At 64.0% G+C, this 23,936-nt stretch carries 22 protein-coding genes; 8 read left to right on the forward strand and 14 right to left on the reverse strand.

Going from position 1 to position 23,936, the window contains the following annotated elements; translation table 11 throughout:
- The first annotated feature begins 3 nt into the window (after positions 1-3).
- Positions 4-3,693: a PAS domain S-box protein gene (locus KQ693_RS11270; RefSeq protein WP_267261332.1), complete on the forward strand. Its 3,690-nt coding sequence runs from the start codon at positions 4-6 to the stop codon at positions 3,691-3,693.
- On the opposite strand, the gene KQ693_RS11275 is transcribed toward KQ693_RS11270, so the two are convergent.
- From KQ693_RS11275 to KQ693_RS11335, 13 genes are all read right to left on the reverse strand, one after another.
- Positions 3,690-3,992: a metal-sulfur cluster assembly factor gene (locus KQ693_RS11275; RefSeq protein ID WP_219758563.1), complete on the reverse strand. Its 303-nt coding sequence runs from the start codon at positions 3,990-3,992 to the stop codon at positions 3,690-3,692. The genes KQ693_RS11270 and KQ693_RS11275 overlap by 4 nt on opposite strands.
- Positions 3,989-5,140 (reverse strand): hypothetical protein, encoded by a 1,152-nt coding sequence (locus KQ693_RS11280; protein ID WP_267261333.1) that lies wholly within the window; start codon positions 5,138-5,140, stop codon positions 3,989-3,991. The genes KQ693_RS11275 and KQ693_RS11280 overlap by 4 nt, the downstream gene beginning before the upstream one ends.
- 66 nt (positions 5,141-5,206) lie before the next feature.
- A complete protein-coding gene (locus tag KQ693_RS11285) occupies positions 5,207-6,052 on the reverse strand; it encodes a protoglobin domain-containing protein (protein WP_267261334.1) in 846 nt (281 codons plus the stop codon).
- Positions 6,049-6,486: a hypothetical protein gene (locus tag KQ693_RS11290; protein ID WP_267261335.1), complete on the reverse strand. Its 438-nt coding sequence runs from the start codon at positions 6,484-6,486 to the stop codon at positions 6,049-6,051. The genes KQ693_RS11285 and KQ693_RS11290 overlap by 4 nt, the downstream gene beginning before the upstream one ends.
- Positions 6,487-6,517: 31 nt before the next feature.
- Entirely contained in the window at positions 6,518-7,342 is an 825-nt protein-coding gene (locus KQ693_RS11295) for a DUF2249 domain-containing protein (protein WP_267261336.1), read from the reverse strand.
- Positions 7,315-7,533 carry a DUF2249 domain-containing protein gene (locus KQ693_RS11300; protein WP_323808523.1) on the reverse strand — a complete coding sequence of 73 codons (219 nt, stop codon included), beginning with the start codon at positions 7,531-7,533 and terminating at the stop codon, positions 7,315-7,317. Before KQ693_RS11300 ends, KQ693_RS11295 begins: the two co-directional genes overlap by 28 nt.
- A gap of 184 nt (positions 7,534-7,717) precedes the next feature.
- Complete coding sequence (locus tag KQ693_RS11305; protein ID WP_267261338.1) at positions 7,718-9,049, reverse strand: MFS transporter; 1,332 nt, start codon at positions 9,047-9,049, stop codon at positions 7,718-7,720.
- Positions 9,043-10,374, reverse strand: coding sequence for an MFS transporter (locus KQ693_RS11310; RefSeq protein WP_267261339.1), 1,332 nt, complete (start codon positions 10,372-10,374; stop codon positions 9,043-9,045). The genes KQ693_RS11305 and KQ693_RS11310 overlap by 7 nt, the downstream gene beginning before the upstream one ends.
- 3 nt (positions 10,375-10,377) lie before the next feature.
- Positions 10,378-11,055, reverse strand: a complete 678-nt coding sequence (gene narI / locus KQ693_RS11315; RefSeq protein ID WP_219758569.1) for a respiratory nitrate reductase subunit gamma — start codon at positions 11,053-11,055, stop codon at positions 10,378-10,380.
- 3 nt (positions 11,056-11,058) lie between these two features.
- Positions 11,059-11,571, reverse strand: a complete 513-nt coding sequence (locus KQ693_RS11320) for a nitrate reductase molybdenum cofactor assembly chaperone (protein WP_219758570.1) — start codon at positions 11,569-11,571, stop codon at positions 11,059-11,061.
- A gap of 9 nt (positions 11,572-11,580) precedes the next feature.
- Complete coding sequence (gene narH / locus KQ693_RS11325) at positions 11,581-13,116, reverse strand: nitrate reductase subunit beta (RefSeq protein ID WP_267261340.1); 1,536 nt, start codon at positions 13,114-13,116, stop codon at positions 11,581-11,583.
- A gap of 15 nt (positions 13,117-13,131) precedes the next feature.
- The gene (locus KQ693_RS11330) at positions 13,132-16,722 is read right to left on the reverse strand and encodes a nitrate reductase subunit alpha (protein ID WP_267261341.1); all 3,591 of its coding nucleotides are present in this window, start codon (positions 16,720-16,722) and stop codon (positions 13,132-13,134) included.
- Positions 16,723-16,724: 2 nt separating this feature from the next.
- A complete protein-coding gene (locus KQ693_RS11335; protein WP_267261342.1) occupies positions 16,725-17,519 on the reverse strand; it encodes a c-type cytochrome in 795 nt (264 codons plus the stop codon).
- A gap of 96 nt (positions 17,520-17,615) precedes the next feature.
- On the opposite strand from KQ693_RS11335, the gene KQ693_RS11340 reads away from it, so the two are divergent.
- The 5 genes from KQ693_RS11340 (at position 17,616) to KQ693_RS11360 (ending at position 22,735) form a co-directional block, all read left to right on the forward strand.
- Positions 17,616-19,427 (forward strand): AfsR/SARP family transcriptional regulator, encoded by a 1,812-nt coding sequence (locus KQ693_RS11340; RefSeq protein ID WP_267261343.1) that lies wholly within the window; start codon positions 17,616-17,618, stop codon positions 19,425-19,427.
- A gap of 3 nt (positions 19,428-19,430) precedes the next feature.
- Complete coding sequence (locus tag KQ693_RS11345) at positions 19,431-20,084, forward strand: Crp/Fnr family transcriptional regulator (protein WP_267261344.1); 654 nt, start codon at positions 19,431-19,433, stop codon at positions 20,082-20,084.
- A gap of 89 nt (positions 20,085-20,173) precedes the next feature.
- Entirely contained in the window at positions 20,174-20,437 is a 264-nt protein-coding gene (locus KQ693_RS11350; RefSeq protein ID WP_267261345.1) for a FeoA family protein, read from the forward strand.
- Positions 20,438-20,483: 46 nt separating this feature from the next.
- The gene (feoB, locus tag KQ693_RS11355; RefSeq protein ID WP_267261346.1) at positions 20,484-22,493 is read left to right on the forward strand and encodes a ferrous iron transport protein B; all 2,010 of its coding nucleotides are present in this window, start codon (positions 20,484-20,486) and stop codon (positions 22,491-22,493) included.
- The gene (locus KQ693_RS11360; protein ID WP_267261347.1) at positions 22,493-22,735 is read left to right on the forward strand and encodes a hypothetical protein; all 243 of its coding nucleotides are present in this window, start codon (positions 22,493-22,495) and stop codon (positions 22,733-22,735) included. The genes feoB and KQ693_RS11360 overlap by 1 nt, the downstream gene beginning before the upstream one ends.
- Before the next feature lie 11 nt (positions 22,736-22,746).
- On the opposite strand, the gene KQ693_RS11365 is transcribed toward KQ693_RS11360, so the two are convergent.
- Positions 22,747-23,013: an indolepyruvate ferredoxin oxidoreductase subunit alpha gene (locus KQ693_RS11365; protein WP_105318230.1), complete on the reverse strand. Its 267-nt coding sequence runs from the start codon at positions 23,011-23,013 to the stop codon at positions 22,747-22,749.
- 139 nt (positions 23,014-23,152) lie between these two features.
- On the opposite strand from KQ693_RS11365, the gene KQ693_RS11370 reads away from it, so the two are divergent.
- Entirely contained in the window at positions 23,153-23,548 is a 396-nt protein-coding gene (locus KQ693_RS11370) for a hypothetical protein (RefSeq protein ID WP_267261348.1), read from the forward strand.
- Entirely contained in the window at positions 23,539-23,886 is a 348-nt protein-coding gene (locus tag KQ693_RS11375) for a DUF488 domain-containing protein (protein ID WP_267261349.1), read from the forward strand. Before KQ693_RS11370 ends, KQ693_RS11375 begins: the two co-directional genes overlap by 10 nt.
- The last annotated feature ends 50 nt before the right edge of the window (positions 23,887-23,936 follow it).

Here is a 23,936-nt window from a genome sequence, read left to right on the forward strand (position 1 = left end):
GGAATGAAACTCAGCCCATCTAGGGTTGTTTTCATCTACAGCCTCTTCGCCCTCCTCTGGATCCTCGTGGGCGACCGATTTTTGCACCTCAGAGCCCAGGACCTGACCACCCTCACCCGGCAACACTCCATTAAGGAAGCTATTTTCGCCGTCCTCTCCATCCTGCTGGTCTACCTCCTGGCCAAGGCCCAGGAGTACACGGAAACGCAGAGGCGAAAAGCCCTAGAGGCCTCGGAAAACCGCTTCAGGGCCCTGGTGGAAAACAGCCACGAGCTCATCTACATCATCGATGCGGAAGGGTACATGCGCTATACCTCCCCCAACGTGGACCAGGTGCTGGGGTATGACCCCTTTGGGTACACCCGGGAGCGGATCCCCATCCTCTCCTTTGTCCACCCCGAGGACCGCCTTTACGCCGAGGCAGCCCTGGAGGACCTCGTCTGCCACCCCGGGGCTACCCGCGAGTACAGCCTCCGCATCTTTGACCAGCAGGGCGGGGTGCGGTACGTACGGGTCTGGGGGAGAAACCTCCTAAATGACCCTGCAGTTCAGGGCATTGTCCTGAACATCCGGGACGAAACCGAGGAGGTTCGGCTCAAAAGGGACCTGGAAGCCCAACACCACCGCTTCAAGGACCTCTTGGAAACCCTGCCCGGCGTTCCCTGGCAGATCTTGATATCCCCGGGCGAGGACCCCCTCCGCGCCCCCATCCTCTACCTTGGACCGCAGGCGGCACGTTCCGGTTACCCGCTGGAAGCGTTTTTCCAAGATCCGGGGCTTTACTTAAAGCACATCCACCCCGAGGACCTGGACCTTCTGGCGGAAGCTTTTCACAGGGCCATCGCCCAGCCGGGCACCGTGCAGGAGGTAACCTTCCGCTTCTTCCTGGACCCAAACGACCCGAGCCAGTGGCGCTGGCTCAAGCATAGCCTGTACTACGACGAGGAAACCCACCACCTCACCGGATACACCGAGGATGTTAGCCGGGAAGTAGAGGCTCGTAGAGCCCTCGAGGCCCAGGAGGCTCGCTTCCGCCTTCTCTTCCACGCCCACCCCCTCCCCATGTGGGTGTACGACCTGGAAACCCTGCGTTTCCTGGAGGTCAACCACGCCGCGGTGGAGAAGTACGGCTACACCCGGGAGGAGTTCCTCACCCTAACCATCCTGGACATCCGCCCCGAGCGGGAACGTCCCAAACTTCTCCAGGACCTGAGAAGCCCAAGGCCTCCCCTGCAACACTCCGGCCCCTGGACCCACTGCCTCAAGGATGGGCGGGAGATCCAGGTGGAGATCTTCTCCCACCTCATCGAATGGGAAAAGAGACCTGCGGTGCTGGTGGTAGCCCTGGACGTGACCCAACGCCTCCAGGCTGAGGCCACCATGCGCCTCTTGCAAAACGCCCTGGAAGCTGCCCACGAAGCCGTGGTCCTCACCGACCGCTCGGGGCAGATCGAGTGGGTAAACCCTGCCTTCACCCGGCTCACCGGCTACACCTTGGAGGAAGCCCTGGGGAAAAACCCCCGTATCTTAAAATCCGGGGTTCAGGACCAGGCCTTCTACAAAAACCTCTGGGACACTATCCTCTCCGGAAGGGTGTGGACAGGGGAACTGGTGAACCGGCGCAAGGACGGCACCCTGTACACCGAGCGCATGACCATAACCCCCGTGCGGGAAAACGGGGAGATCCACCACTTTATCGCCATCAAGCGGGATGTCACCGAAGAAAAGGCCCGGGAACGAGCCCTAAGGGAATCCGAGGCCCTCTTCCGCACCCTGGCGGAAACCGCCCCCGCCCTGATCCTCATGTGGCAGGAAGAACGCCTCACTTTCGCCAACGAGGAAGCTATGCGCCTCACCGGCTACACCCGGGAGGAACTCGCAAGCCGCCCCATCTGGGAATTCGTCCACCCTGCCGACCGGAGCCTAGTGCGGGAGCGAGGCCTTGCCCGGATCCGAGGGGAGAATCCTCCCAGTCGCTACACTTTCCGCATCCTCACCAAAGGGGGAGAGGTGCGCTGGTTGGACTACTCCGCCGCCCGGGTGGAGGTTGGCGGTAAGCCCGCCGTCTTAGGTGTGGGGCTGGACATCACCGAAGCCAAGGAGCGCGAACTGGCCCTCGAGGCCTTCGCCCAGGTGAGCGTGGCCCTCCGGCGAAGCGAGGAGCTAAAGGAGATGATGGAGGCTGCTTTGGAGGCAACCCTTAAGGCCCTGGAAGCCCCTGTGGGGAGCATCCTCCTCTACGATGCCGAAACAGGACGCCTGGAGGAAGCCGCAAGCCGGGGCTGGCTTAAGGAGATTCCCACCCCGGAAACCCTTGCCGGAGAGGGCCTGGTGGCCCGGGCCTTCCGGGGAGAGGTGGTGGTGAGCCAGGACCTGAAGCACGATCCCCGGGTGCGCCCCGGGGCCAGGCCCTTGGTCCCGGAAGGATGGAGTGGGGTGGTGGCCCCCCTCCTGGCGGGGAAGGAAGTGGTGGGAACCCTAACCCTGGCCTGGCCTCATCCCCGCACCCCCACCCCCGCCGAGGTGGAACGGGTGCTTCTCGTGGCCGAGGCCATAGGCAACGCCGTGCGTCGGGCGAGCCTACGGCGCAAGCTGGCCCGGCGGGTGGAGCAGCTGGAGGCCTTGAGGGCTGTGGACCAAGCCATCGCGGCCTCCTTGGACCTGGACCCCACCCTGGAGGTCCTCTTCAACCAGGTGATGCGCCTTCCCCTGGATGCCGCGGCCCTCTTCCTCTATAACCCCCGGGAAAAAACCCTGGAGCTCCGGGGCCTTAGGGGGTTCTACACCCCCACGAAAGGGGTCCCGCACCGCCTTCTCCTAGGCCAGGGGCATATCGGGCAAGCGGTCCTTTCCGGCGAGACCGTCTTCGTCCCCAACCTGGCCCAAGACCCCGGGGCCGACGCCCAGTTCACCCTGAGGGAAGGGTTGGTGGCGGAAAAGGCCTACCCCCTCTTCGCCAAAGGACGGCTCCTTGGCGTCCTGGCCGCCTTCACCCGGAGGCCTTGGGATCTCTCCCCCGAGGAGGAGGAGTTCCTGGAAGCCCTGATTGGCCAGGGAGCCGTGGCCCTGGATAACGCCCTTACCTTCCAGGAGCTTCTGAAAAGCCAGCGGGAGCTGGAAGCCGCCTACGACCTCACCCTCTGGGGCTGGGCCAAGGCGGTGGAGCTAAGGGACCAGGAAACTGCAGGCCACACCGAGCGGGTCACGGAGCTTACCCTGCGCCTGGCCCGGGCCTTGGGGGTGCCGGAGGAGGACCTGGAGCACATCCGGCGCGGGGCCATCCTCCACGATGTGGGCAAAATTGGCATTCCCGACAGCATCCTTCTAAAGCCTGGCCCCCTCACCGAGGAGGAGTTGGCCGTTATGAAGAAGCACCCCGTCTACGCCTACGAGTGGCTTTCCGGCATCCCCTTCCTCAAGAAAGCCCTGGAGATCCCTTACTGCCACCACGAGCGCTGGGATGGCTCCGGCTACCCCAGGGGGCTAAAGGGCCTGGAGATTCCCCTTTCCGCCCGTATCTTCGCCGTGGTGGACGTGTACGACGCCCTTACCTCCGACCGCCCCTACCGGAAGGCCTGGCCCCGGGAAAAGGCCTTAGCCTACATCCAGGAGCAAGCCGGCAAGCAGTTTGATCCCGAGGTGGTGGAAGCCTTTCTGCGGCTGGTAGCTGGGGAGGAACCTCCCCTTCCCTAAATCCAGCCCAGAAGCCTCCTGGCCTCCTCGGAAAGCCGGGCAGGGGTCCAAGGGGGGTCAAAGGTGAGTTCCACCTCTACCTCCTCTATGCCTGGGATGCGGCTCAAGGCCTGGCGCACCGCCTCCCCCATGCTGTCGTGCAGGGGGCAGCCCGGGGTGGTGAGGGTCATGCGCACGTAGGCCCTGGGGGGTTCCACCTTTAGCTCGTAGATAAGCCCCAGGTTGACCACATCCAGGCCCAGCTCTGGGTCATAAACCGTCCGCAAGAGGTTCCACGCCTGTTCTTCCAAAGGGTTCATCGCCGCATCACCTCCCAAAGGGCATAAACATGGGGGAAAACCCCCAAGAGGTAAACCCAGCCCGCCCCGGGAAAGAGGGGAACGAGGAAGGCCCCTAGGGCCAACAAGGCCCCTGCCCCATACCCCGCACCTTCCGGAAGCATCTCCTTCAACAGAGGCACCTTTTCCTTCCCTGCCCTTGGGGCATACCGGTGGGTCCAGACCAGAAAGGGCAGGATCTTGTAAAGCATCCCCGTCACCACCAGCCCCACGAAGCCCAAGGCAAACCAAAGAGCCGCCCATACGGGGTTAAAGGGCAGGGCCAAGAGGACCAGGCCCAGGAAGAGGAGGCCAAGGAGGTAGTGCCGCACCCCGATATCCAGGGCTTTTTTCATGCGGTTTTTGAGGATGCGCCAGGTGTCGTAGAGGGCCAGGGCGTAGGAAAGAAGAAGGAGGAGATAGCCCAGCCTCTCCCCCATGGCCAAACCGAGGAGCCCAAAGTTGGCCGCAAAGAGGAGAAGCCCCAGAACCCGCTCGTCCACCCCGTGGGTGAGGGTGAACATGGAAAGGAGCTTGTAGCCCACGCCCAGGATGGAAAGGAGGAAAACCCCGCCCAAGCCCGCAAGGAGGTGCCAGGTGAGCCTTTCCGGGTCGTAAAAACCATAGCGCTGGGAAAGAGCCTGCAAAAGCCCTAGAAAGGGGGTGAGGACCAGGTAGAAGACCACCCAGGCCAAGGCGGTGGCCACCCGGTTCCAGCGGGGAGCCTGACGGAAGGTGAGGTAGGCGTGGTAAGCGAAGAAAAGAAGGGCAACCAGGACCAAGCCCCCACCCCAGGGCACAAGGGAAGGAACCCAGGCGAAGCCCGAGGCCAGGAGGACTACTCCCAGGCTCCAAAGAACCATCACCGGATACCCCCACTCCGGGCGGTAAAGGGAAGTCTCCAGGACCACCGGCAGAAGCTGGTGCATGGCCCCAAGGAGCACCCCCACCCCGAAGCCCAGGAGGAAGAGGTGGGCCCCGGCCAAGCCCAAAGGGTGCCGGGGAACGGCAAAGGCCTCGGGATGAAGGGCAAATAGGAGGCCTGCCGCCAGGAAAAAGACCTCCCCCAGGAAGACGAATCCGGCGGGGATGGAAAGGGGAATCACGCGGTTATGAGCGGTGACCAGCATCGCCATAATCCTGGGCCTGTTGCTCGGGATTAGCCATGATCCAGGTCATGGCCACCCCCTGGGCGGTCAGCGGCCCGGGGGCAGAAGGGTGAGGAGGTCCCCTTCCCGCAACCGGGTGGCCAGGCCCTCGAGGTAGCGCACATCCCGGCCGTTGAGAAGCACCGTCCAGCGGGGCCTGAGCCGCCAGAGGGTCTTGGGCTCCAGCCAAAGCCCCACCTCCTCCTCGGCAGCCAGGGCCTCGAGGGCGAGGTCCCTTAGGGCAGGGTTCACGGCAAAAACCTTGAAGAGAGCTTCCCCCACGCTTCCCGCCCGCAAGGCGAGGGGCCTGGGCAAGGCGGGGTGGGCCAGGCCCAAGGCCTGAAAGCGCACGGCAGCCTTCCCCTCCCTAAGGGCAAGGGCGGCGTCAAACCCCTTCCGCATCACCTCCTCCTGGGCGGACAGGTAGACGAGCCAGAGGCGCACATCCCGCACCCTCTCCGCCACATACCGCCCCACCTGGGCAAAGGAAAGCCCCACGTACTCAGGGGGGATCAGGGCCCCCTTGGGGCCCAAGCCCCCGTGCCAGAGCCCCGCCCGGTACACCTCCCGGGCGAACTCCGCCGAGGTGTCCACCCCGATGGTGCGGGCCAGCCAGGCGGAGAAAAAGGCCCGTCTTGTGTAAAGCTCCTCCTCCGGCACCCTGCCCTCCCATCCCAGGGCCCGGGCGGTACCGGGGTGGCGGCTTAGGTGGTCGTAAACCCCAGCCACAAAGGAAGCCGCTTCCTCAAGGAGCCTTTCCGCATCCAGGCGCATGGCCCTCTTCTCCTCCTCCCCAAGCCCGCCAAAGGCGAGAAGGTCGGCAAAGACCTCCTCGGGCACGGGCGGAAGATCCAGAACAAGGGCTTCCTCAGGCCGTGAGGACACCTGCTTCATCCTCCCCTCCTTTCCCTTTCCTCCCGCATTTTCCTCAGCATATCCCCCGTGACCACCCGCCTATGCATGGCGAAGGCGAAGACCAAGGTGGCCAGAAGCTGAAGCCCACCGGAAAGCCCAAGCCAAGGGCGCAGGCCCTCCTGGCCCAGGAGGTAGAGGGGCTCGAGGACGAGCCTTAGGAGCAGGCCGGCGTTGAGAAGAACGAAGGTGAGCCCCTCGAGGCGATCCTGCCTCAGGCCCCCGGGCCTGGGCATCATCCAGTAGGCCACCCCCATCACCATCTGCAGGAAGAACCCCACGAGCCCCGCATGCCCATGGGAGGGGCGAAAAGGCCCCTGAAGGCCGGGAAAGAGGTAGAAGAGGGTGCCCAGCAAGGCCGTGTAGATCAGGTAAACCAAGGCCGCCCGCACGAAGAGGAAGTGCCAAAAGCCCACGGGTCCCTCCCGGGAAACCGGCCCCCAGGGCCTAGCCCCCCTTACGGATCAGGATCTTCACCTGCTCCGGTCCCAGATCCTTGAGAAGGTAGGCGTGCCCCTCCTCCTCGAGGCGGGCGAGGAGGTGCACTGGCCTTCGCACGTGGTGGACCAGGAGCTTCTCCCCGGGCCTTAGCCCGGCCAAGGCCTCCAGGACCCGCATCATGGGCAGGGGGGGCTCGAGGTTCTCCTCGATGAACACCTCCGCCTGGTAGTCCCGCCAGTCCTCCTCGCTTAAGGAAGCAGAGCCCGCGGCCACCCCTTGCCCTTGCCTGACCTCCTGGCGGTAAAAGTGAACGCGGTAGTGCCTCTCCCCAAGCCGCTCGCACCAGGCCAAAAAGCCCTGCTTTCCCAGGACCTTGTAAAGGGGAATGGGCTCAAAGAGCACCTCCAAAACCAGCTTCGTTCCGGGTCCCACCTCCCGGGCCGCCGCCATGATGGCCTGGAAGGGCTCTCCTCCCTGCTCCAGAATGGGCCGCACGTCCAGGTGGAAGCCCACGGGAGCGGATAACCAGGGGGGAGGTGGGGTACCGAGGAGGCTTTCCCCTTCTTTGGCCACCGGCACCTCCGGCCTGGCCTCCACCCCCAGGGCCCGGTTGAGGCGGGCCACCAGCTCCTCCGGCTCCAGCCCCCCGATCCTGGCCGCCTGGGCCACGGTGACCAGGTTGGGCATAGTCCTGCGCAGAAGGGGGTTTTTGAGCTTCTGGAAAGCGGGGCTTGCCTCCGCCAGGACCTCGAGGAGCTCTGGCCAGCGCCGCAAAACCTCGGCCACCTTCATCTCGGGCCGGACTACCTCTTGCCGATTCTCACCCGCCATACCTCCGGTCCCTCCTCCAGGTACGCCCAGTCCACCTGCCCAGGCCTTTCCGCCATGAGCTGGTAGTAAAGGGGCTTGGGGTCGTGGTCGTTGACCAGAACGAAGCTTTCCCCGGGCCTCAGGGCATCGAAGAGGGCAAAAATCCTAGGGTGCCGTTCCCTTGGGGGTAGGGTGCGCACATCCAGCTCCATGGCCCAAGCTTCCCCCGTCCTCGCCCTATCCGCCATGACCTGTGTCAAGGGAAGACCCGGGCAAGGCATCCTTGCCCGGGAGCTTTCCCTATCCCACCCTCGCTATTGCATGCCTTCCGACCTTCCAACTTAGGGAAAGCCCTCACCAGGGCTCCCACCCTGGCTCTGCCAGGGTGGGGTGGCCTCAGCAGGGCTTCTCCGCCCCTTTGCGGGCGTAGTAGTACCAGTTCAGGAAGAGGTTCAAGGCGTAGAAGACCATGAGGCCATAGAAGAAGGCGGTGAAACCCCCCGTGGCCTTCTGGGTGTAGCCGGCAAGGGTGGAAAAGATGAAGGGGCCGTAGGCGGCGATGGCCGCGGTCCAGCCGATGACCCCTCCCGCCTGCCTGGGCGGGAAGATCATGGGCATTTGCTTGAAGGTGCTGGCGTTCCCCACCCCGCTGAAGAGGAAGACCAGAAGCATGGCCAGGACAAAGAAGGGGAACTGTTCCAAGGAAGTGGGCCGGGTGAAGAGGGTGACCAGGAGAGCGGAAAGGAAGATGCCGATGGCGGAAACCTGGGTGACGATGGCCCCGCCAAAGCGATCGGAGATCGGCCCGGCAACGATGCGGGCCAGAGAACCCACCAAGGGACCCAAAAAGGCATACTTCAAGGGATCGGGCGCCCCATCGAACTTCCCGTAGACCTCCCGGATCAGAAGGGGAAAGATGGCGGAAAACCCGGAGAAGGAGCCGAAGGTCATGATGTAGAGGCTGGTCATGATCCAGGTGTGCTTGTCGCGGAAGATGTCAAACTGCTCGCGAAGGTTGGCCCGCACCGGAACGCTTCTTAAGTACACCCACGCCAGCAAAGACCCCACCAGCACAAAGGGCACCCAGAGGAAGGTGGCGTTTTGCAACCAGATGGGCTGGGAAACCCCGGGCTTGGGGGTGAAGGTCTGCGGACCCCCCAGGAGGGAGCCGAAGAGGGCGAAGCCGATGACCCAGGGGGTCAGGAACTGGACCACGGAAACGCCAAAGTTGCCGATGCCCGCTTGCAACCCCAGGGCCGTCCCCTGGAGGCGCTTGGGGAAGAAGTAGCTGGTGGAGGGCATGAAGCCGGAAAAGTTCCCCCCGCCGATCCCCGCCAAGAAGGCCAAGAGGAGAAGAACCCAGTAGGGGGTGTGGGTGTTCTGAACAGCGAAGCTCCAGCCCAGGAGGGGTATGAGCAAGAGCAGGGTGGAGAAGGTCACCAGATGCCGGGTGCCCAGGATGGGGGGCAGGAAGGTCCAGATGATGCGCAAGGTCCCCCCCGCCAGCCCCGGCATGGCCGTGAGCCAGAAGAGCTGCAGGGTGGAAAGCTCAAACCCCACCTTGGGAAGCCGGACCACCAGGGCGCTTACCACGAACCAGGTGATGAAGGCCAGGGTGAGGTTAAAGGTGGTGATCCAGAGGGTGCGCCAGGCCAAGGCGGAATCCCAGCGCTTGGGATCCTCGGGGTTCCACTCGGGGATCCAGGTACCCTTCGCTACCTTCAGCATGGACGGTCTCCTTTCAACTCAAACTCGTCTTTAAGGTGCCTGGCCTCTTGTTGCAGAAGCTGCAAGACGGTGAGGTGCATCCAGAGGAAGCTGAGGGCGGCAAGTATGAAGAGCACGAAGAAGGTCATCTGGGGCAGGCCGGTCCAGGCCTGGGCGTAGGCGAAAAGAGGCGGCAGGAAGAAGCCTCCCAGAGCCCCTAGCAATCCCACCAATCCCCCCACGGCCCCCACGTCCTTGGGGAAGTAGGTGGGGATGTGCTTGTACACCGCCGCCTTGCCCACACCCATCCCCACACCGATCCAGAACACCAAGGCGGTAAAGAGCCAAACGTTCATGGTGAACTGCATGACCTCCTTGCTCCCCTGTTTGGTGTAGAGGACGATGTGCCCTTCCGGCATCATGAGAACCCCCGAGGCCAGGAGGATGATGCCAAAGGTCCAGTACATGACCCGCCGAGCCCCGAAGCGGTCGGAAAGGTAGCCGCCAAGGGGCCTCAAGAGGCTTGCGGGGAAGATGAAAAGGGCGGTGAGAAGGGCGGCCTCGTGCAGGGGCAGGCCGAAGACATCCACGTAGTACTTGGGAAGCCAGGCGCTCAAGGCCACGTAGGCCCCGAAGACCACCACGTAGTAGAGGCTGAAGCGCCAGACCCTTACGTACCTAAGTGGCCTTAACATCTCAAGAAAAGGCCTCCCCTGCCCCGGACGCTTATCCTGCCCGGGAGTACCGAACCACATGAGAAAGCCCATGAGCACCAGGAGCACCGCATAGAGGAAGGGAATGAAGCGCCAGCCCCCGGGGATTAAGCCTCCCAGGTACCCGGCAGCCGGAACGCTAGCGATGAGGGCGGGCCCGATGAACTTGGTGACGCTGGCCCCCACGTTCCCCGCCCCAAAAACCCCTAGGGCAAAGCCCTGCTGCTCCTTGGGGAACCAGGCGGAGTTCCAGGCGATGCCCACGCTGAAGGAGTTCCCGGCAAAGCCCACCAGGAAGGCGTAAAGAAGAAGCTCCTGGTAGCTTCCCGCCCGGGACACCAGATAGGCGGGGATGGCGGTGAAGAAGAGCATGAGGGTAAAGACCAGCCGCCCCCCGTACCGGTCCGTGAGGATGCCGGCGAAAAGCCGCCACAGGGAACCGTTCAGGATGGCCACCGCCGAGAGCCAGGAAAGCTCCACATCCGTGAGGCCGAACTCCTTGCGGATGGGCACCCCCAGCACCCCGAACATCAGCCACACCGCAAACATCACCGTGAAGCCGAGGGTGGAAAGCCAAAGGACCCGAAGCCGTTCGGGACGCTCTTTCTCCAGTTGAATGGGATCGTGGACCATAGTTCACCTCGCCAGCTTGCGCACCCAGATGACGATCTGCCAAGGCCTCACCACGTAGCCCAGGGGCACCGTGATGATGTGGACCAGCCGAGAGAAGGGGAATACCGCCAGGAAGACCCAGAAGTTAAAGACGTGGAGCTGGGTCCAGAAGGGCAGGTCGGCGATGAGTTCCGGCCTAGGCTGTAGGGTAAGGATGGACCAGAGGTAGGGGGTCATGACCGCAGGGAACCAGTAGCTTCCGTAGCGGTAGAAAAGGGCGGTGAGGACCCCGGAAAGGACGGACACAAAGATCACCACCAGGACCACATAGTCCATGGAGGTGGAGGCCGCCCGCACCCGGGCCACGGAAACCCTTCGGGCCAGGAGCACGTAGGTGCCCACCAGAGCCCAAAGCCCAAGGCCGAGCCCGGTGATCTCCAAAAGGTAAAGCCTCAAAGGGACGGCGTTCCAGAGGAGAAGCCCCTTGGGGATTAAAAGGGCCAGAAGGTGTCCCAAAAGGACTAGGACCAGCCCCCAGTGCATGGCGATGGAGCCGAAGAAAAGGCGCTTTTGCTCCAGAAGCTGGCTGGACTGGGCGGAGACGGAAAAGGGCCTGTAGACCATGCGGTAGACGGTGACCGCCACCGCCAGGGTAAGGGCGATGTAGGGGAAGACGCCAAAGAGAAGGGTGTTCCAGTTCATCCTTCACCTCCCTGCCAACACTCCCTGCAAGGCTTCCTGAACCCCCTCGAGAACCAGGAGGTAAGGGTTCCTGGCGTCCAGGGTCTTGAGGGTCTTGTGCATCTCATGGAGGGCCTTGGGCAGGATCTCCAAGAGCTCGGGAAGGGGGTTTTCCGAGCGGGCCAGGTAGCGGAGGACGTTGGCCAGGTGGTCGGGAAGCTCGCTTCCCGGGTCCAGGTTGATCTCCCGGAAGGCCCGCACCAAAGCGGCCAGGAGCTCCCCCCGCTGGTAGCTTTCCCCGTAGACGGCAAAGCCCACATAGGGGGCGGTGGTGGGGGTGAGGTCCAGGGTGCGGGTGTAAAGCTCCTCCCACTCCCCCAGGGAAAGCCCCTCCACCTGGCGCAGGAAGCGCTCCAGCTTCTGCTTGGCAGGCCCCCGGGGGCAGGCGATCCAGCGCCGCCAGAGTTCCTCCAAGCGCCCCGGCATGGGGTAATCCAGGGCCAGGGCCAGGGTTTCCAAAAGGGTGGCGTTGCCCATGGCTTCCTCCTACTCCCCCCTCAAGGGCGGCTGGATATAGCCGAAGCCCGTCTCCCCCTTGTGGGCCAAGGGATCCTTCCACACCTCCGCCGCCATCTCCCGGTGGTAAGGGGGCAGCACGAAGCGCTCCTCCAGAGTGGGGAGGGTGGTGAGGCGGTAGATGGCCTCGGCCTCCTCGAGGGTGAGCCCGGCATCCCGCAAGACCCTCTGGGCCTTTTCCGTCACGCCGCCTTCCAGGCTTTCCTGCCTTTTCAGGATGCGCACCGCCAGCATCTTCTTAAGGGCGGGCACGATAAGGCTTTCATTGCCGGCGGTGAAGAGGTTGGCCAGGTACTTCACCGGCATCCTCGCCTTTTCCAGGCTCTCGTACACCTCAAAGTCCAAGTCGGTCTCCGGAAGGTCAAGCCGCACCAGACCCTCCCTCCCCTGGCTAGCCCTTAAGGCCTTCTCCAAGGTGGACACCACCGGGGAAAGAGGCGGGACGTAGAACATCATGGCCAGGGTGCGGTACTCGGGGTGCAGGGGGAAGGCCAACCCCCAGACCTTCACGAACTTGTAAATGGGGGAGTTCTGGGCGGCCTTGATCCAACCCTCGTCAATCCCCTCAGCCTTGGCGGCGGCGATGACCTCGGGGTCAAAGGGATCCAGGATGATCCCAAGCTGGGACTCCACCAGCCGGTCGTCGGGCACCATGGCCGCCTCGGGGATGCGGTCGGCATCGTAAAGAAGCACCCCCATGTAGCGGATCCGCCCCACGCAGGAATGGGCGCAGGCCGGGGCCTGGCCGGTTTCCAGCCGGGGGAAGCAGAGGATGCACTTCTCGCTCTTCCCCGTGGCCCAGTTGTAGTAGACCTTCTTGTAGGGGCAGGCGGCCACGCACATTCGCCAGGCCTTACACTTGTTCTCGTTGACCAACACCACCCCGTCCTCCGCCCGCTTGTAGATGGCCCCGGTGGGGCAGGCGGCCACGCAAGCCGGGTTCAGGCAGTGGTTGCAGATGCGGGGCAGGTACTGAAACACCACCCCCTCGATCTCGGAAAGCTGGGCCTGCACCTCGGGGTCCAGCCCCTTCAGGTTGGGATCGTTGGCGGCGTAGAGGGGGCTTCCCCCAAGGTCGTCGTCCCAGTTGGGCCCGGCCCCTGGGGTCATGGGCTCCCCCGTGATCATGGAGATGGGGATGGCGGTGGGCTGATCCTCCCCTTCCGGGCTGGTGAAGAGGTCGTTGTACCGGAAGGTGTAGGGTTCGTAGTAGTCGTCCAGGGAAGGCAAGGCTGGGTTGAAGAAGAGGCGGGCTAGCCCCTGGGTGCGGGAGTGCAGGCGGAGGTCCAGGTGGCCGTCCTGGTACCTCCAGCCCCCCTTGAAGCGCTCCTGGTCCTCCCAGCCCGTGGGGTAGCCGGCACCGGGCCGGGTTTCCACGTTGTTCCACCACATGTACTCCGCACCCTTGCGGTCGGTCCAGAGGTTCTTGCAGGCGATGGAGCAGGTGTGGCAGCCGATGCACTTGTCCAGGTGGAAGAGCATGGACATGTGGGCTCTAACCTTCATGGCGTTCCTCCTTTCTCACCACTCCGGGGGCCTTTCCAGCTTGCGCACGAAGACCCAGGTGTCCCGGTTCACCCCCACCGGCCCCCAGTAGTTGAAGGCGTAGGTGAACTGGCCATAGCCCCCGGACATCAAAACGGGCTTGAGGCGGGCGCGGGTGATGGAGTTGTTCATGCCCGCCCGCTTGCCCCTTAGGGGGCTCTTGGGAATGCCCACCGTGCGCTCGGTGGCGTGGTACACGAAGACGGTTCCCCTGGGGATGCGGGCGGAGACGATGGCCCTCTGCACGAAGACGCCGTTGTCGTTGAAAAGCTCTACCCAGTCGTTGTCCTTGATGCCCAGCTCCGCCGCATCCTTGTCGTTGAGCCAGACCGGGTAGCCTCCCCGGGAAAGGGTCATCATGCGGTGGTTCTCCGAGTAGGTGGAGTGGATGGACCACTTCCCGTGGGGGGTGATGTAGTTGAGGAGCTTGCCCTGGGCCTCGAGGGCGCTTTTTTCCGTTTCCTGGAGCATGAGGACGTCCGGCCGCGGCTTGTAGGTGGGCAGGTGCTCACCCCAGGCCAGGTAGTTGGGGTGGTCCAGGTAGAAGTGCTGCCTGCCCGTAAGGGTGCGCCAGGGAATAAGGCGCTCCACGTTTAAGGTGTAGGGGCTGTAGGCCCGGCCTTGATTGATGATGGCGCTCCAGGTGGGGGTGGTGAGCTGGCGGCGGGGCTGGGCCACCAGGTCCTTGAAGGAGATGCGCACGTGGCGGTTGCCCTCGGCCAGGTCGGTGAGCCTGACCCCGGTCTTCTTCTCCTCGTCCAGGAAGGCCCGATAGGCCAGTTCCCCGTTGGAAACCGGGTCCAGGAAAAGGATGGCCTCGGCCACCTGGCGGGCCTCCTCGAGGCTCGGCCGCTTCTCCCCCTGGAAGAGCCGGGGCTGGCGCTCGGCCAGCTCCTTGTAGAAGTCCTCCACGGGGATGGTAAGGCCGTGCATCCCCACCCCCACCTTCTCCACCCCCGGCCCCAGGGTGACCATCTTCTCGTAAAGCTTGGTGTAGTCCCGCTCCACCACCCGGAACTTGGGCATGGTCTTGCCGGGGATGGGCTCTACTTCCCCTTTCTTCCAGTCCCGGTCCTCAGCCTGGGCCAGCTCGTCCGGGGTGTCGTGCTGCAAGGGGATCATGACCAGGTCCTTCACCGGGGTGGGCAGGTGCACCCGTGCCAGTTCCGAGACCTTCTTGGCAATGGCCTTGAAGATATCCCAGTCGGGCTTGGACTCCCAAGCGGGGGGCACGGCCGCCTGCAGGGGGTTGATGAAGGTGTGCATGTCCGTGGTGTTGATGTCGTCCTTCTCGTACCAGGTGGCGGTGGGAAGGACGATGTCGGAGTAGAGGGCGCTGGTATCCATGCGGAAGTTGAGATCCACCACCAAATCCAGCTTCCCCTCAGGGGCCGGCTTGCGATAGACCACCTCCCGTACCTGGCCCTCGGCCTTTTCCTCGGCCACGGTGTTGGTGTGGGTGCCCAGGTAGTGCTTCAGGAAGTACTCGTGCCCCTTGGCGCTGGTACCGATGGCGTTCCCCCGCCAGATGAACCAGACCCTGGGCCAGTTCTCAGGAGCGTCGGGGTCCTCCACCGCGAACCTCAGCTCCCCCCGCTTAAGGGCTTCCACCACGTACTGGACGATCTCCGCCTCGGTCTTGGCTCCCCTGGCCTCCGCCTCCTTGACCACCTCCAAAGGACTCTTGTTGAATTGGGGGAAGAAGGGAAGCCACCCCTTGCGCACCGCCCGCACCTGGTGGTCTATGGTGTGGTCCGTTAGGCCGGCCGCCGTCTTGTCGTAGGCGGAAAAGCCCCGCTCGTAGCGCCACTGGTCGGAGTGGACGTAGTGGAAGCTCGGGGTGTTCTGCTGTCTGGGAGGGTAGCCCCAGTCGGTGGCGAAGGCAATGGGACCCCAGGAGGCCTGGTTGGCCAGCTTCTCCTGGCCCACGTAGTGGGCCAGGCCCCCGCCGTTCACCCCCACGCTCCCCGTGAGCATCAAAGCCACGATCCCCGCCCGGTACATGAGGTTGTTGTGGTACCAGTGGTTGATGCCCGCCCCTATGATGATGAGGTTTTTCCCCTTGGTCTTGAGGCCGTTTTCCGCCCAGGAGCGGGCGTACTTAAGGAGGGTATCCCGGTGGATCCCGGTCCACTTCTCCTGCCAGGCAGGGGTGTAGGGCAGTTCATCCCCGTAATCCCTGGGGTAATCCCCCGGAAGACCCCGCCCCACCCCGAACTGGGCCATGAGGAGGTCAAAGACCGTGGCCACCGCCACCTTTTCCCCCTCCTTGGTCACCACGTACTTGACGGGAACGCCCCGCTTGAGCTTTTGGTCGGAGGCGAAGTCGTCAAACTCTACAAGAAGGACCTCGTCCTCCACCCCCAGGAGGCTCAGCCGGGGGTTTAAGGGCTCGCCGGTTCTCGGGTCTTCCAGCTTCAGGTTCCACTTGCCCTTCTCCTTCTGCCAGCGGAAGCCGATGGTCCCTCCGGGCATCCTGGGGCCTTTCTCCTCATCCCAGAGGAGGAGCTTGAAGTCCCCGTTCTCCTCCTCGGCGTACTCCGAGAGGCGGTTAGCCCTGAGGTAGCGCCCGGGGCGGCCATCCCGGATCTCGATCAGGAAGGGGGCGTCGGTGTACCGCTTCAGGTAGTCCAGGAAGTAGGGCACCTCCCGCTCGGCGTAGTACTCCTTGAGGAGGACGTGGTTCACCGCCATCCAGAAGGCCCCATCCTGGCCGGGATGGATGGGAATCCACCAGTCGGCGTACTTGGAAACCTGGGAGAAGTCGGGGCTGAAGACGGTGAGCTTGGCCCCCGCATGCCGCACCTCGGAGATGAAATGGGTGTCCGGGGTGCGGGTCATGTTGAGGTTGGAGCCCATCACCGCGATGAAGCGGGCGTTGTACCAGTCGGCGGACTCGTGAACGTCGGTCTGTTCCCCCCAGATCTCGGGGGAGGCGTTGGGCAGGTCGCAGTACCAGTCGTAGAAGCTCAAGGGGACCCCGCCTAAAAGGGAGAGGAAGCGGCTTCCGGCGGCGTAGGAGATCTGGCTCATGGCCGGGATGGGGGAAAAGCCGATGACCCGGTCCGGCCCGTAGCGCTTCACCGTGGAAACCACGGCGGCGGCGATGAGCTCCAGGACCTCGTCCCAGCTCGCCCGCCTGAAGCCTCCCTTTCCGCGGGCCTTCTGGTAGCGCTTGCGCTTATGGGGATCGCTCTGGATGGCCTCCCAGGCGGCCACGGGGTCGGGATGCTGCTTTTTGGCCTCCCGCCAGAGGTCCAGAAGGGCCCCCTTGGCGTAGGGGTACTTCACCCGGATGGGGCTATAGAGGTACCAGCTGAAGCTGATGCCCCGCTGGCAACCCCTGGGCTCGTAGGGGGGCAGGCCCGCCTCGAGGCTCGGGTAATCCGTAGCCTGAAGCTCCCAGGTAACCACGCCGTCCTTGACGAAGACCTCCCAGGAGCAAGAACCCGTGCAGTTCACCCCGTGGGTGGTGCGCACCCGCTTGTCGTGCTGGAACCGGTTGCGGTAGAACTCCTCCCACTTCCTTTCCGCTGGGCTTTCTATTTCCCTGATCCAATCCTTCATGTTTACCTCCTAAGCTGGCTTTGGATGCGCTCCGCCAGGCTCTTGGGCCTTAGCTGCCAGAGGATGGCCTGGTAAAGCAACAAGAGTCCCAAAAGCACCAATCCCGCCACCAAGAACCGGCCCAGATACAGGGAAGCGGGCCTTGGCACCTCCTTGGACGCCTGCACCAAGAAGGCAGCCAGAGCCGCCGCCTCGACCTCGGTCAAAGGCTTGCCCTTGTAGGCTTCCCGCATCACGGGGAAAGCGGGGTTTTGTAACAAACCGGTAAGCCCCGCCTCGCCTCCCAGGCGCTTGGCGGCATCCGTGAGGTCCTTGCCCATGGACCCCCCGCCCAGGAAGCCCACGCCCGCCACCGTGTGGCAGGCCTGGCAGGGTGCCCCGCCGTTTTGCAAGGCCTTTTGCCCTAGGTATAGAGCCCGGCCCAAAGCGGAATCCCCTTGCACCTGGGGAGCCGGCGCTTTGGCCTCGGCCTGGGCACCCGATAAACCCTTGAGATACTGGGCGATGGCCCGGGCTTGGGCCTCAGAAACCTGGGCGAGGGGGGGCATGACCCCGCTATAGGTCACCCCACCCACCTCCAGGGGGCCAGAAAGCCCTTGCCGCACCACCCTCACCACATAGGCCTCGTCCTGCACCTTGGGGTTCCCCGCCAAGGGCGGGATGGCCCCGGGGATGCCCTGTGCCTCTGCGCCATGGCAGGAAGCGCAGTACTGGCCGTAAAGGGCCTTCCCCTCCTGGGCAAACGCTGGGGAAAGAGCCAGGAGCAAGGCTAGGGGAACGAACCGCGTGCCCTTCATCCTCACCTCCGGCTTCCAGTGTGGGGAGGGGGCCTGGCGCCCACTTCCCTTCCCCGGGACATTCGTCCTAGAAGAAGCCCCCTATCCTGGGAGGCGATGAAGCCCTTGGCCCGGCTACGGCTAGACCCCAAGGGGATGGCCACGGTCCTCGAGGCCGACCCCTCCTTGGGCCTGGAAGGAGGGGGCCTCCCCTGCGCCCTTCTGGTCCAGGGGCAGGATCCCTTTGGCCGCCCCCTTTGCCCCCGATGCCCGGTGCAACGGGAGCTTAGGCGGGGAGCCTACCGGGCCAGCACGCCCCTTCTCCTCAAGGGCAGGCGCCTCCGGTGCCTGGGCTACCGGGAAGAGGGAGGCTTTCTGGTGGAACTCCATCCCGAGCGGGCCGAACCCCCTGACCTCCTCTTGGAGCTCTCCCGCCTCACCCAGCACCTCCTGCAAAGCCCGGAGAACTTCCCCAGTGCCCTGGAGGAGTTCCTCAAGGCCCTGCGCCTGGCCCTAGGCATGGAGGCCGCCGAGCTCTTCCTGATCGACCCCGAGGGCCACCACCTGATCCTCACCGCCTACGAGGGCCTGCACCGCGAGGCCTTCCTGGAACGACCCTGGTTCCAGCTGGGCGAGGGGTACCCCGGCATCGTGGCCCTGAAGCGAGAACCCCTCTTCACCCACGCCCTGGGGGAGGACCCCAGGTACCTGCGCCAGAAGGTAAAGCAACTGGGATACCAGACCTACATCTGCTACCCCCTAGAGCTTCCCCAAGGGCTCATCGGCGTCCTGAACCTGGCCTCCCGGGATCCGGACCTGGACCACCAGGAGCCCTTGGAAACCCTCTCCCGCATCGGGCCTCTCTTCGCCAGCACCCTGTACACCCTCCTCACCCGCTTAGGGGAGGTAGGCCTACAGGCCCTTCACCAGCACCTCTACCGGGGCGAGGTTTCCGAGGCCCGTTTGGCCTTCCTCAAGGAGATCCGCCGCCTAAGCCAGGCCACCGGGGTCCGGGTGGTGGCCAGAAGCGGGGAGAGGTGGGAAGCCGGTTTGGTCCCCCCGTGCGAGATGCAAAACTGCCCCGCCTGGAAAGGGGAAGTGGTGGGCTACAAGAACGGCCTTCCCCCCTGCCCCGAAGCCCATGGACGCCCCAGGACCTGTCTGCCCCTTTGGGCCCGGGGGGAGGTGGTGGCCATGGTGACCCTGTTCCACGCCCGCCCCCCCAAGCCCGCCACCCGTCCCGCGGCTCCTACCCTCTGGTTTTCCCGTCTGGCCACTCCTTTCCTCTTTCCACCCTTGAACCCGCAGGAGAAACCTGGCTCACCGGAGCTGGAGATCTACGCCCTGGGACAGTTCCGCCTGCGGTACCGGGGGAAAGAGCTCACCCCCAAAAGCTTCGGGCGGGCTGGAGCGTACCAGCTTTTCAAGTACCTTCTGGCCAACAAGGACCGGGCCCTTTACGTGGAAGACCTTTGCGAAACCCTCTGCCCTCACCTGCCGCCTGAAAAGGCCAAACAGGAGCTTTACACCCTGGTTTACTACCTGCGCAAAACCCTGCCTGGCATTGTGGAGCGGGAGGGGGAATACTACCGCTTGAAGCTTCCCGAGGATCGTTTCCTGGACTTTGAACGCTTTGAGGAACTCATGCGCAAGGCCGACCTCGAGGACGGGCTTTCCGCCTTTAAAACGCTAAGGCAGGCCCTGGACCTCTACAAAGGCCCCCTCTTCGGGGATGACCCCTATGGGGAGTGGGCGGAGGCGGAGAGAAGCTACCTGCAGGACCGGGCCCTTGCCGGCCTCCTGCGCCTGGGGGAGCTGGCCGAGGCCCTGGGTTACCTGGAGGTGGCCAAGGAAGCCTACGCCAGGGCCCTAAAGCTGGAGCCCTTCCTGGAGGAGGCACAAAGGCGCCTGAGCTTCTTGAAGGGGTAAGGAATGGATCTTAAGCAGGTTCCTCTCTTCCGAGACCTGAACCTCGAGGACCTCAAGGCCTTGGAACACGAGGCCAGGGCCAGGCGGCTAAAGCGGGGGGAGGTGCTTTTCCTCGAGGGGGAGCCCGTGCGCTCCCTCTTCGTGGTGGAAAGGGGCCTCATCAAGGTGTACAAGCTGGATCCCGAGGGGCGCAAGCAGGTGGTGCTCCACCTGGAAGGCCCAGGACGGGTCCTGGCCGAGGTGGCCCTCTTCCTGGACCGGCCCACCTACCCCGCCAGCGCCGAGGCCCTGGAGGATAGCCAGGTCCTGGCCATTCCCAAGGAACGCTTCTTCCAGCTGGTGGAAGCCCGCCCTCCTTTAGCCCGGGCCTTGATCCGGTACCTGGCCCGCCGCCAGGGGCAGCTTCTGCACCTTCTGGACCGCCTGGTCTTCCACGAGGTGCGGGAGAGGCTCTGCGAGTTCCTCCTGGAGAAGCTTTCCCAGGAAGGGCAGGGCTTCCACCTGCCCACCAACCCGGAGCTCGCCGCCCTTTTGGGCACCGTGCCCGAGGCGGTTTCCCGCAACCTGGGCCAGCTCTACCGCCAGGGCCTCATTCGGCTTAAGGGAAGGCGGGTGGAGATCCCCAACCCACAGGCCCTGGTGGACTTACTCAGATGAAAGTAGTTATCGTTTCTAACTTACAAAATCCGAGCGGAATACTTGACATTAGCCCGGCTCCGGTTTAGCCTGGCTCCAGGAGGTCGGTTATGCTTTCCCTAGCCCAGCTCTCCCCTGGTCACCGGGCCCGCATCCTCCAGGTCCCCCCGGAAAAGAAGCGGCTTCTCGCCTTGGGGTTAAGACCTGGGACCGTGGTGGAGATCCTCCTCAAGGCTCCTTTGGGAGATCCCCTCGAGGTTCGGGCCGGGGAAACCTACCTGCTCTTACGCCGGGCAGAAGCCAGGGGAATCCTGGTGGAAGCCCTGATCGCCGCAGATCCCCATGAGCTGCCCCCGGTGCCACCCACCAGATAGTGCCACCCTGCAGGCCTCGCCCACCCGCACGGAACGCTGGGTCCTGGTGGGTGGACCTAATACCGGGAAATCCTCCCTCATCAACGCCCTGGCAGGAAGCCAGCTTTCCGTGGGGAACTGGGCGGGGACTACCCTTGAGCGCCTCTTCGCCCGCGTGGACCTGAACCAAACTCAGGTGGAGCTGGTGGACCTGCCCGGCACCTACAGCCTCCTCGCCACCTCGCCCGAAGAGGCCCTGGTGGTCCGCGAGCTCCTGCAGAACCCCCCAGACCTGGTCCTCAACGTCCTGGACGCGGGCAACCTGGAAAGGAGCCTGGTCCTCACCCTGGAGCTCATGGAGCTTGGGTTGCCCATGGTCCTGGTGGTTAACCTCCTAGACGAAGCAGAGGCTAAGGGCCTGAAGATCAACCTCGAGGCCCTGGAGGAGGACATGGGCCTACCTGTGGCCGGCACCGTAGCCAGCCGGGGCCAGGTGGCGGAGGTCTTGGCCAAAGCTAAGGAGGCCCGTGTTCCAAGCCCTAAGGTGCGATACCCCGAGGCCCTGGAGAAGGCGATAGACCGCCTTACCCCTCGGATTCCCAACCGGGCCTTGGCCCTTCTGGCCCTCATGGGGGAGGAAAACCTTCCCCTATCCCAGGAAGCGCTGAAGGCCGTCGAGGAAGAACGAGCACACCTGGAGAAAACCGGCCTGGATCCCTACCTCCTGGCCCTCGAGGCTCAGTACGCTACGGCCCAGGAGGTTTACCACCGGGTAGCCCATCGGATAGGAAGCAAGCCCCCCCTTACCGAGAAGCTGGACCGCCTGGTTCTCCACCCCCTCCTGGGGCTACCCTTGTTCCTCCTGGCCCTGTTCCTTACCTTCCGCTTCACCTTCACTCTTTCCACCCCCTGGGTGGACCTGATCGGCAGGGTCCAAGAGGTCCTGGCAGGATGGGTCGTCGCCCTGCCCATACCCCCTTTAGCCCGGTCCTTCCTGGCGGAAGGGTTGGTGGCCGGGGTGGGCACGGTCCTGGCCTTTACCCCTCTCCTCTTCCTCCTCTACCTGGCCCTGGCCTTCCTGGAGCTATCAGGCTTCTTGGCCCGCATGGCCTTTGTGGCCGACCGGGCCATGCAATGGGCAGGGCTTCCGGGCAAGGCCTTCATTCCCCTGGTGCTGGGTTTCGGTTGCAATGTGCCCGCCGTATACGCCACCCGCACCCTCTCCCATCCCCTGGACCGCCTCCGAACCGCTTTGGCCATCCCCTTCATGGCCTGTGGAGCCAGGCTTCCCGTCTTCACCCTTTTCGCCTTCGTCTTTTTCCCCCGGCAGGCTCCCCTGGTGGTCTTAGGGCTATACTTCCTGGGGTTGATCACGGGCCTACTCACCGCTCTTCTTCTGGGCAAGGTGCTGCGGGCTGAACGAGGAGAGGGGACCATGGAGCTTCCCCCCTACCGCTTCCCCCCCTGGCGGCTTCTCCTGCGCCTGGCTTGGGCCCGGACCCAGAGCTTCGTTCAAGGGGCAGGGGGACCTATCCTGATAGCGGTTTTAACCGTCTGGGGTTTGCTTCACCTCCCCTTCCCGGGAGGAAGCCCCTATGCCTTCTTGGCCCAGGCCCTCACCCCTCTCTTTCATCCCTTGGGCCTCGAGGATTGGCGACTGGTGGGGGCCTTGATCCCGGGATTTATCGCTAAGGAAGTGGTGGTGGGCACCCTGGGGGTGAGCTTCCTCGGGGCAGAGGGCCTTAATCCGCTGAGCTTCCTCGCAGGGGTAAAAGCGCTTCTCGATGGCCTCCTTTCCGCCTTAACCGGTACCCTTCGGGGTCTTGGGTCGCTCTTTCTTCCCTTCTCCTTAAACCTTGCCCCTGAGCCCACTCCCCTTCAGGTGGCCCTTAAAGAAGCGGTTTCCCCCTCCGGGGCCTTGGCTTATCTGGTCTTCGTCCTCCTTTACACCCCTTGCGTGGCCACCTTGGCCGCACTCCGCCAGGTGATTGGCGGAAGGGTAGCCCTGGCCGCCGTGGTGTACCAGTTTTCCGTGGCCTACATGCTGGCCTTTTTGGCCCGCCAGTTACTGCCATGATGGCCAAGGTCCTGAACCTCCTCACGTCCCCCAAGACTCCCCGGGAGCTGGCTGGAGCGCTGGGGCTCAGCCTCGAGGCCACCCTTCTTCTTCTTCAGCAACTGGAGCGAAGGGGCTATGTGCAATCTCTCCCCTGCACTACATCCTGCGGGGCCTGCGCCTTCCGCAACCTCTGCCCCGGGCCCAACGAAACCCCCTGGGTGCGAATCCCGGGAAAACTCGCTCCAGGCCCCACGCCCTAGTTCTTAGCCCGCTACCCTTGCTCCAGCACGGGCACGTTAGGCAGGGTTTTAGCCCAGTGCCGATTCTTTTCTATGTACTCCCTCCACGGCTCGGGAACATCCTCCTCGGGGAAGATGGCGTTCACCGGGCAGGCGGGCACGCAGGCCCCGCAGTCAATGCACTCGTCGGGGTGGATGTAAAGCTGCTCCCCGGCATCGTAGATGCACTCCACGGGGCAGACCTCCTGGCAGGACCGGTCCTTTACGCCGATGCAGGGCTCGCAGATCACGTGGGGCATAGCTACCTCCAAGGCCTAGCCTGCTCCCTGGCTTTCGGCCCGTCCATGACCGGGGTCAAGGGATCTTGGGGGCACGCCTTCCAAATCCCCCAGGAACCAGCTCACACTTGTGCGGGAGCGAGAAAGACAAAAATAGAACATGGTGGCTTTGAGAAAGCTCCTTCCCCCCTATACCCTCCACACTCCGGGCGGAGAAAGGGTGTACCTGCCGGACCTTAAGGGGAAGATCCTGGTTTTCCTGCGGAACCCCGGGATGGCCCAGGCCCTGGCCCTCCGCCAGGAAGAGCTCGCTGCCCTCGAGGCCCAAGCCTTCCTCCTCGCCCAAGAAGCCCACGAAAGCCCCTTGCCCCTCCTCTTGGACCGGGAAGGAAACCTGGTCCACGCCATCCCGGAAAAGGGCATACTGGTGGCCGACCCCTTCCTGGAGATCTACCACCTGGGGCCGGTGGAGGGCGTGGAGGAAATCCTGGACTGGGTGCGCTTCACAGGAGCCCAGTGCCCGGAGTGCGTCCTCCCGGAGGCGGAATGGCTTTAAGGGTAAAGCGCGTTTACGAGCCGGCTTCCCCGGAGGACGGGGTGCGGGTGCTCGTGGATCGCCTCTGGCCTCGAGGGCTCAGCAAGGAAAAGGCCCGGGTGGACTGGTGGGCCAAAGAGCTCGCCCCCTCCGATGCCCTCCGCCGCTTCTTCGCCCACGACCCCGGGAAGTACCCGGAGTTCCTCCGGCGCTACCGCAAGGAGCTGGAGGGCAACCCCGCCTTGGAGCACCTAAAAGCCTTAAGCCGGGAGAGGACCGTGACCCTCCTCTTCGCCGCCAGGGAGGAACGCTACAGCAACGCCAGGGCCCTGCTGGAGATCCTGGAGCAGGAGGCTTGAGCCCAGCCCTCCCGACCCCTTAGGCAAAGCTGGTGCGCCAAGAAACGGTA

This window comes from Thermus brevis (assembly GCF_026427635.1).
In the GTDB taxonomy this organism is placed as follows: Bacteria; Deinococcota; Deinococci; order Deinococcales; family Thermaceae; genus Thermus; species Thermus antranikianii.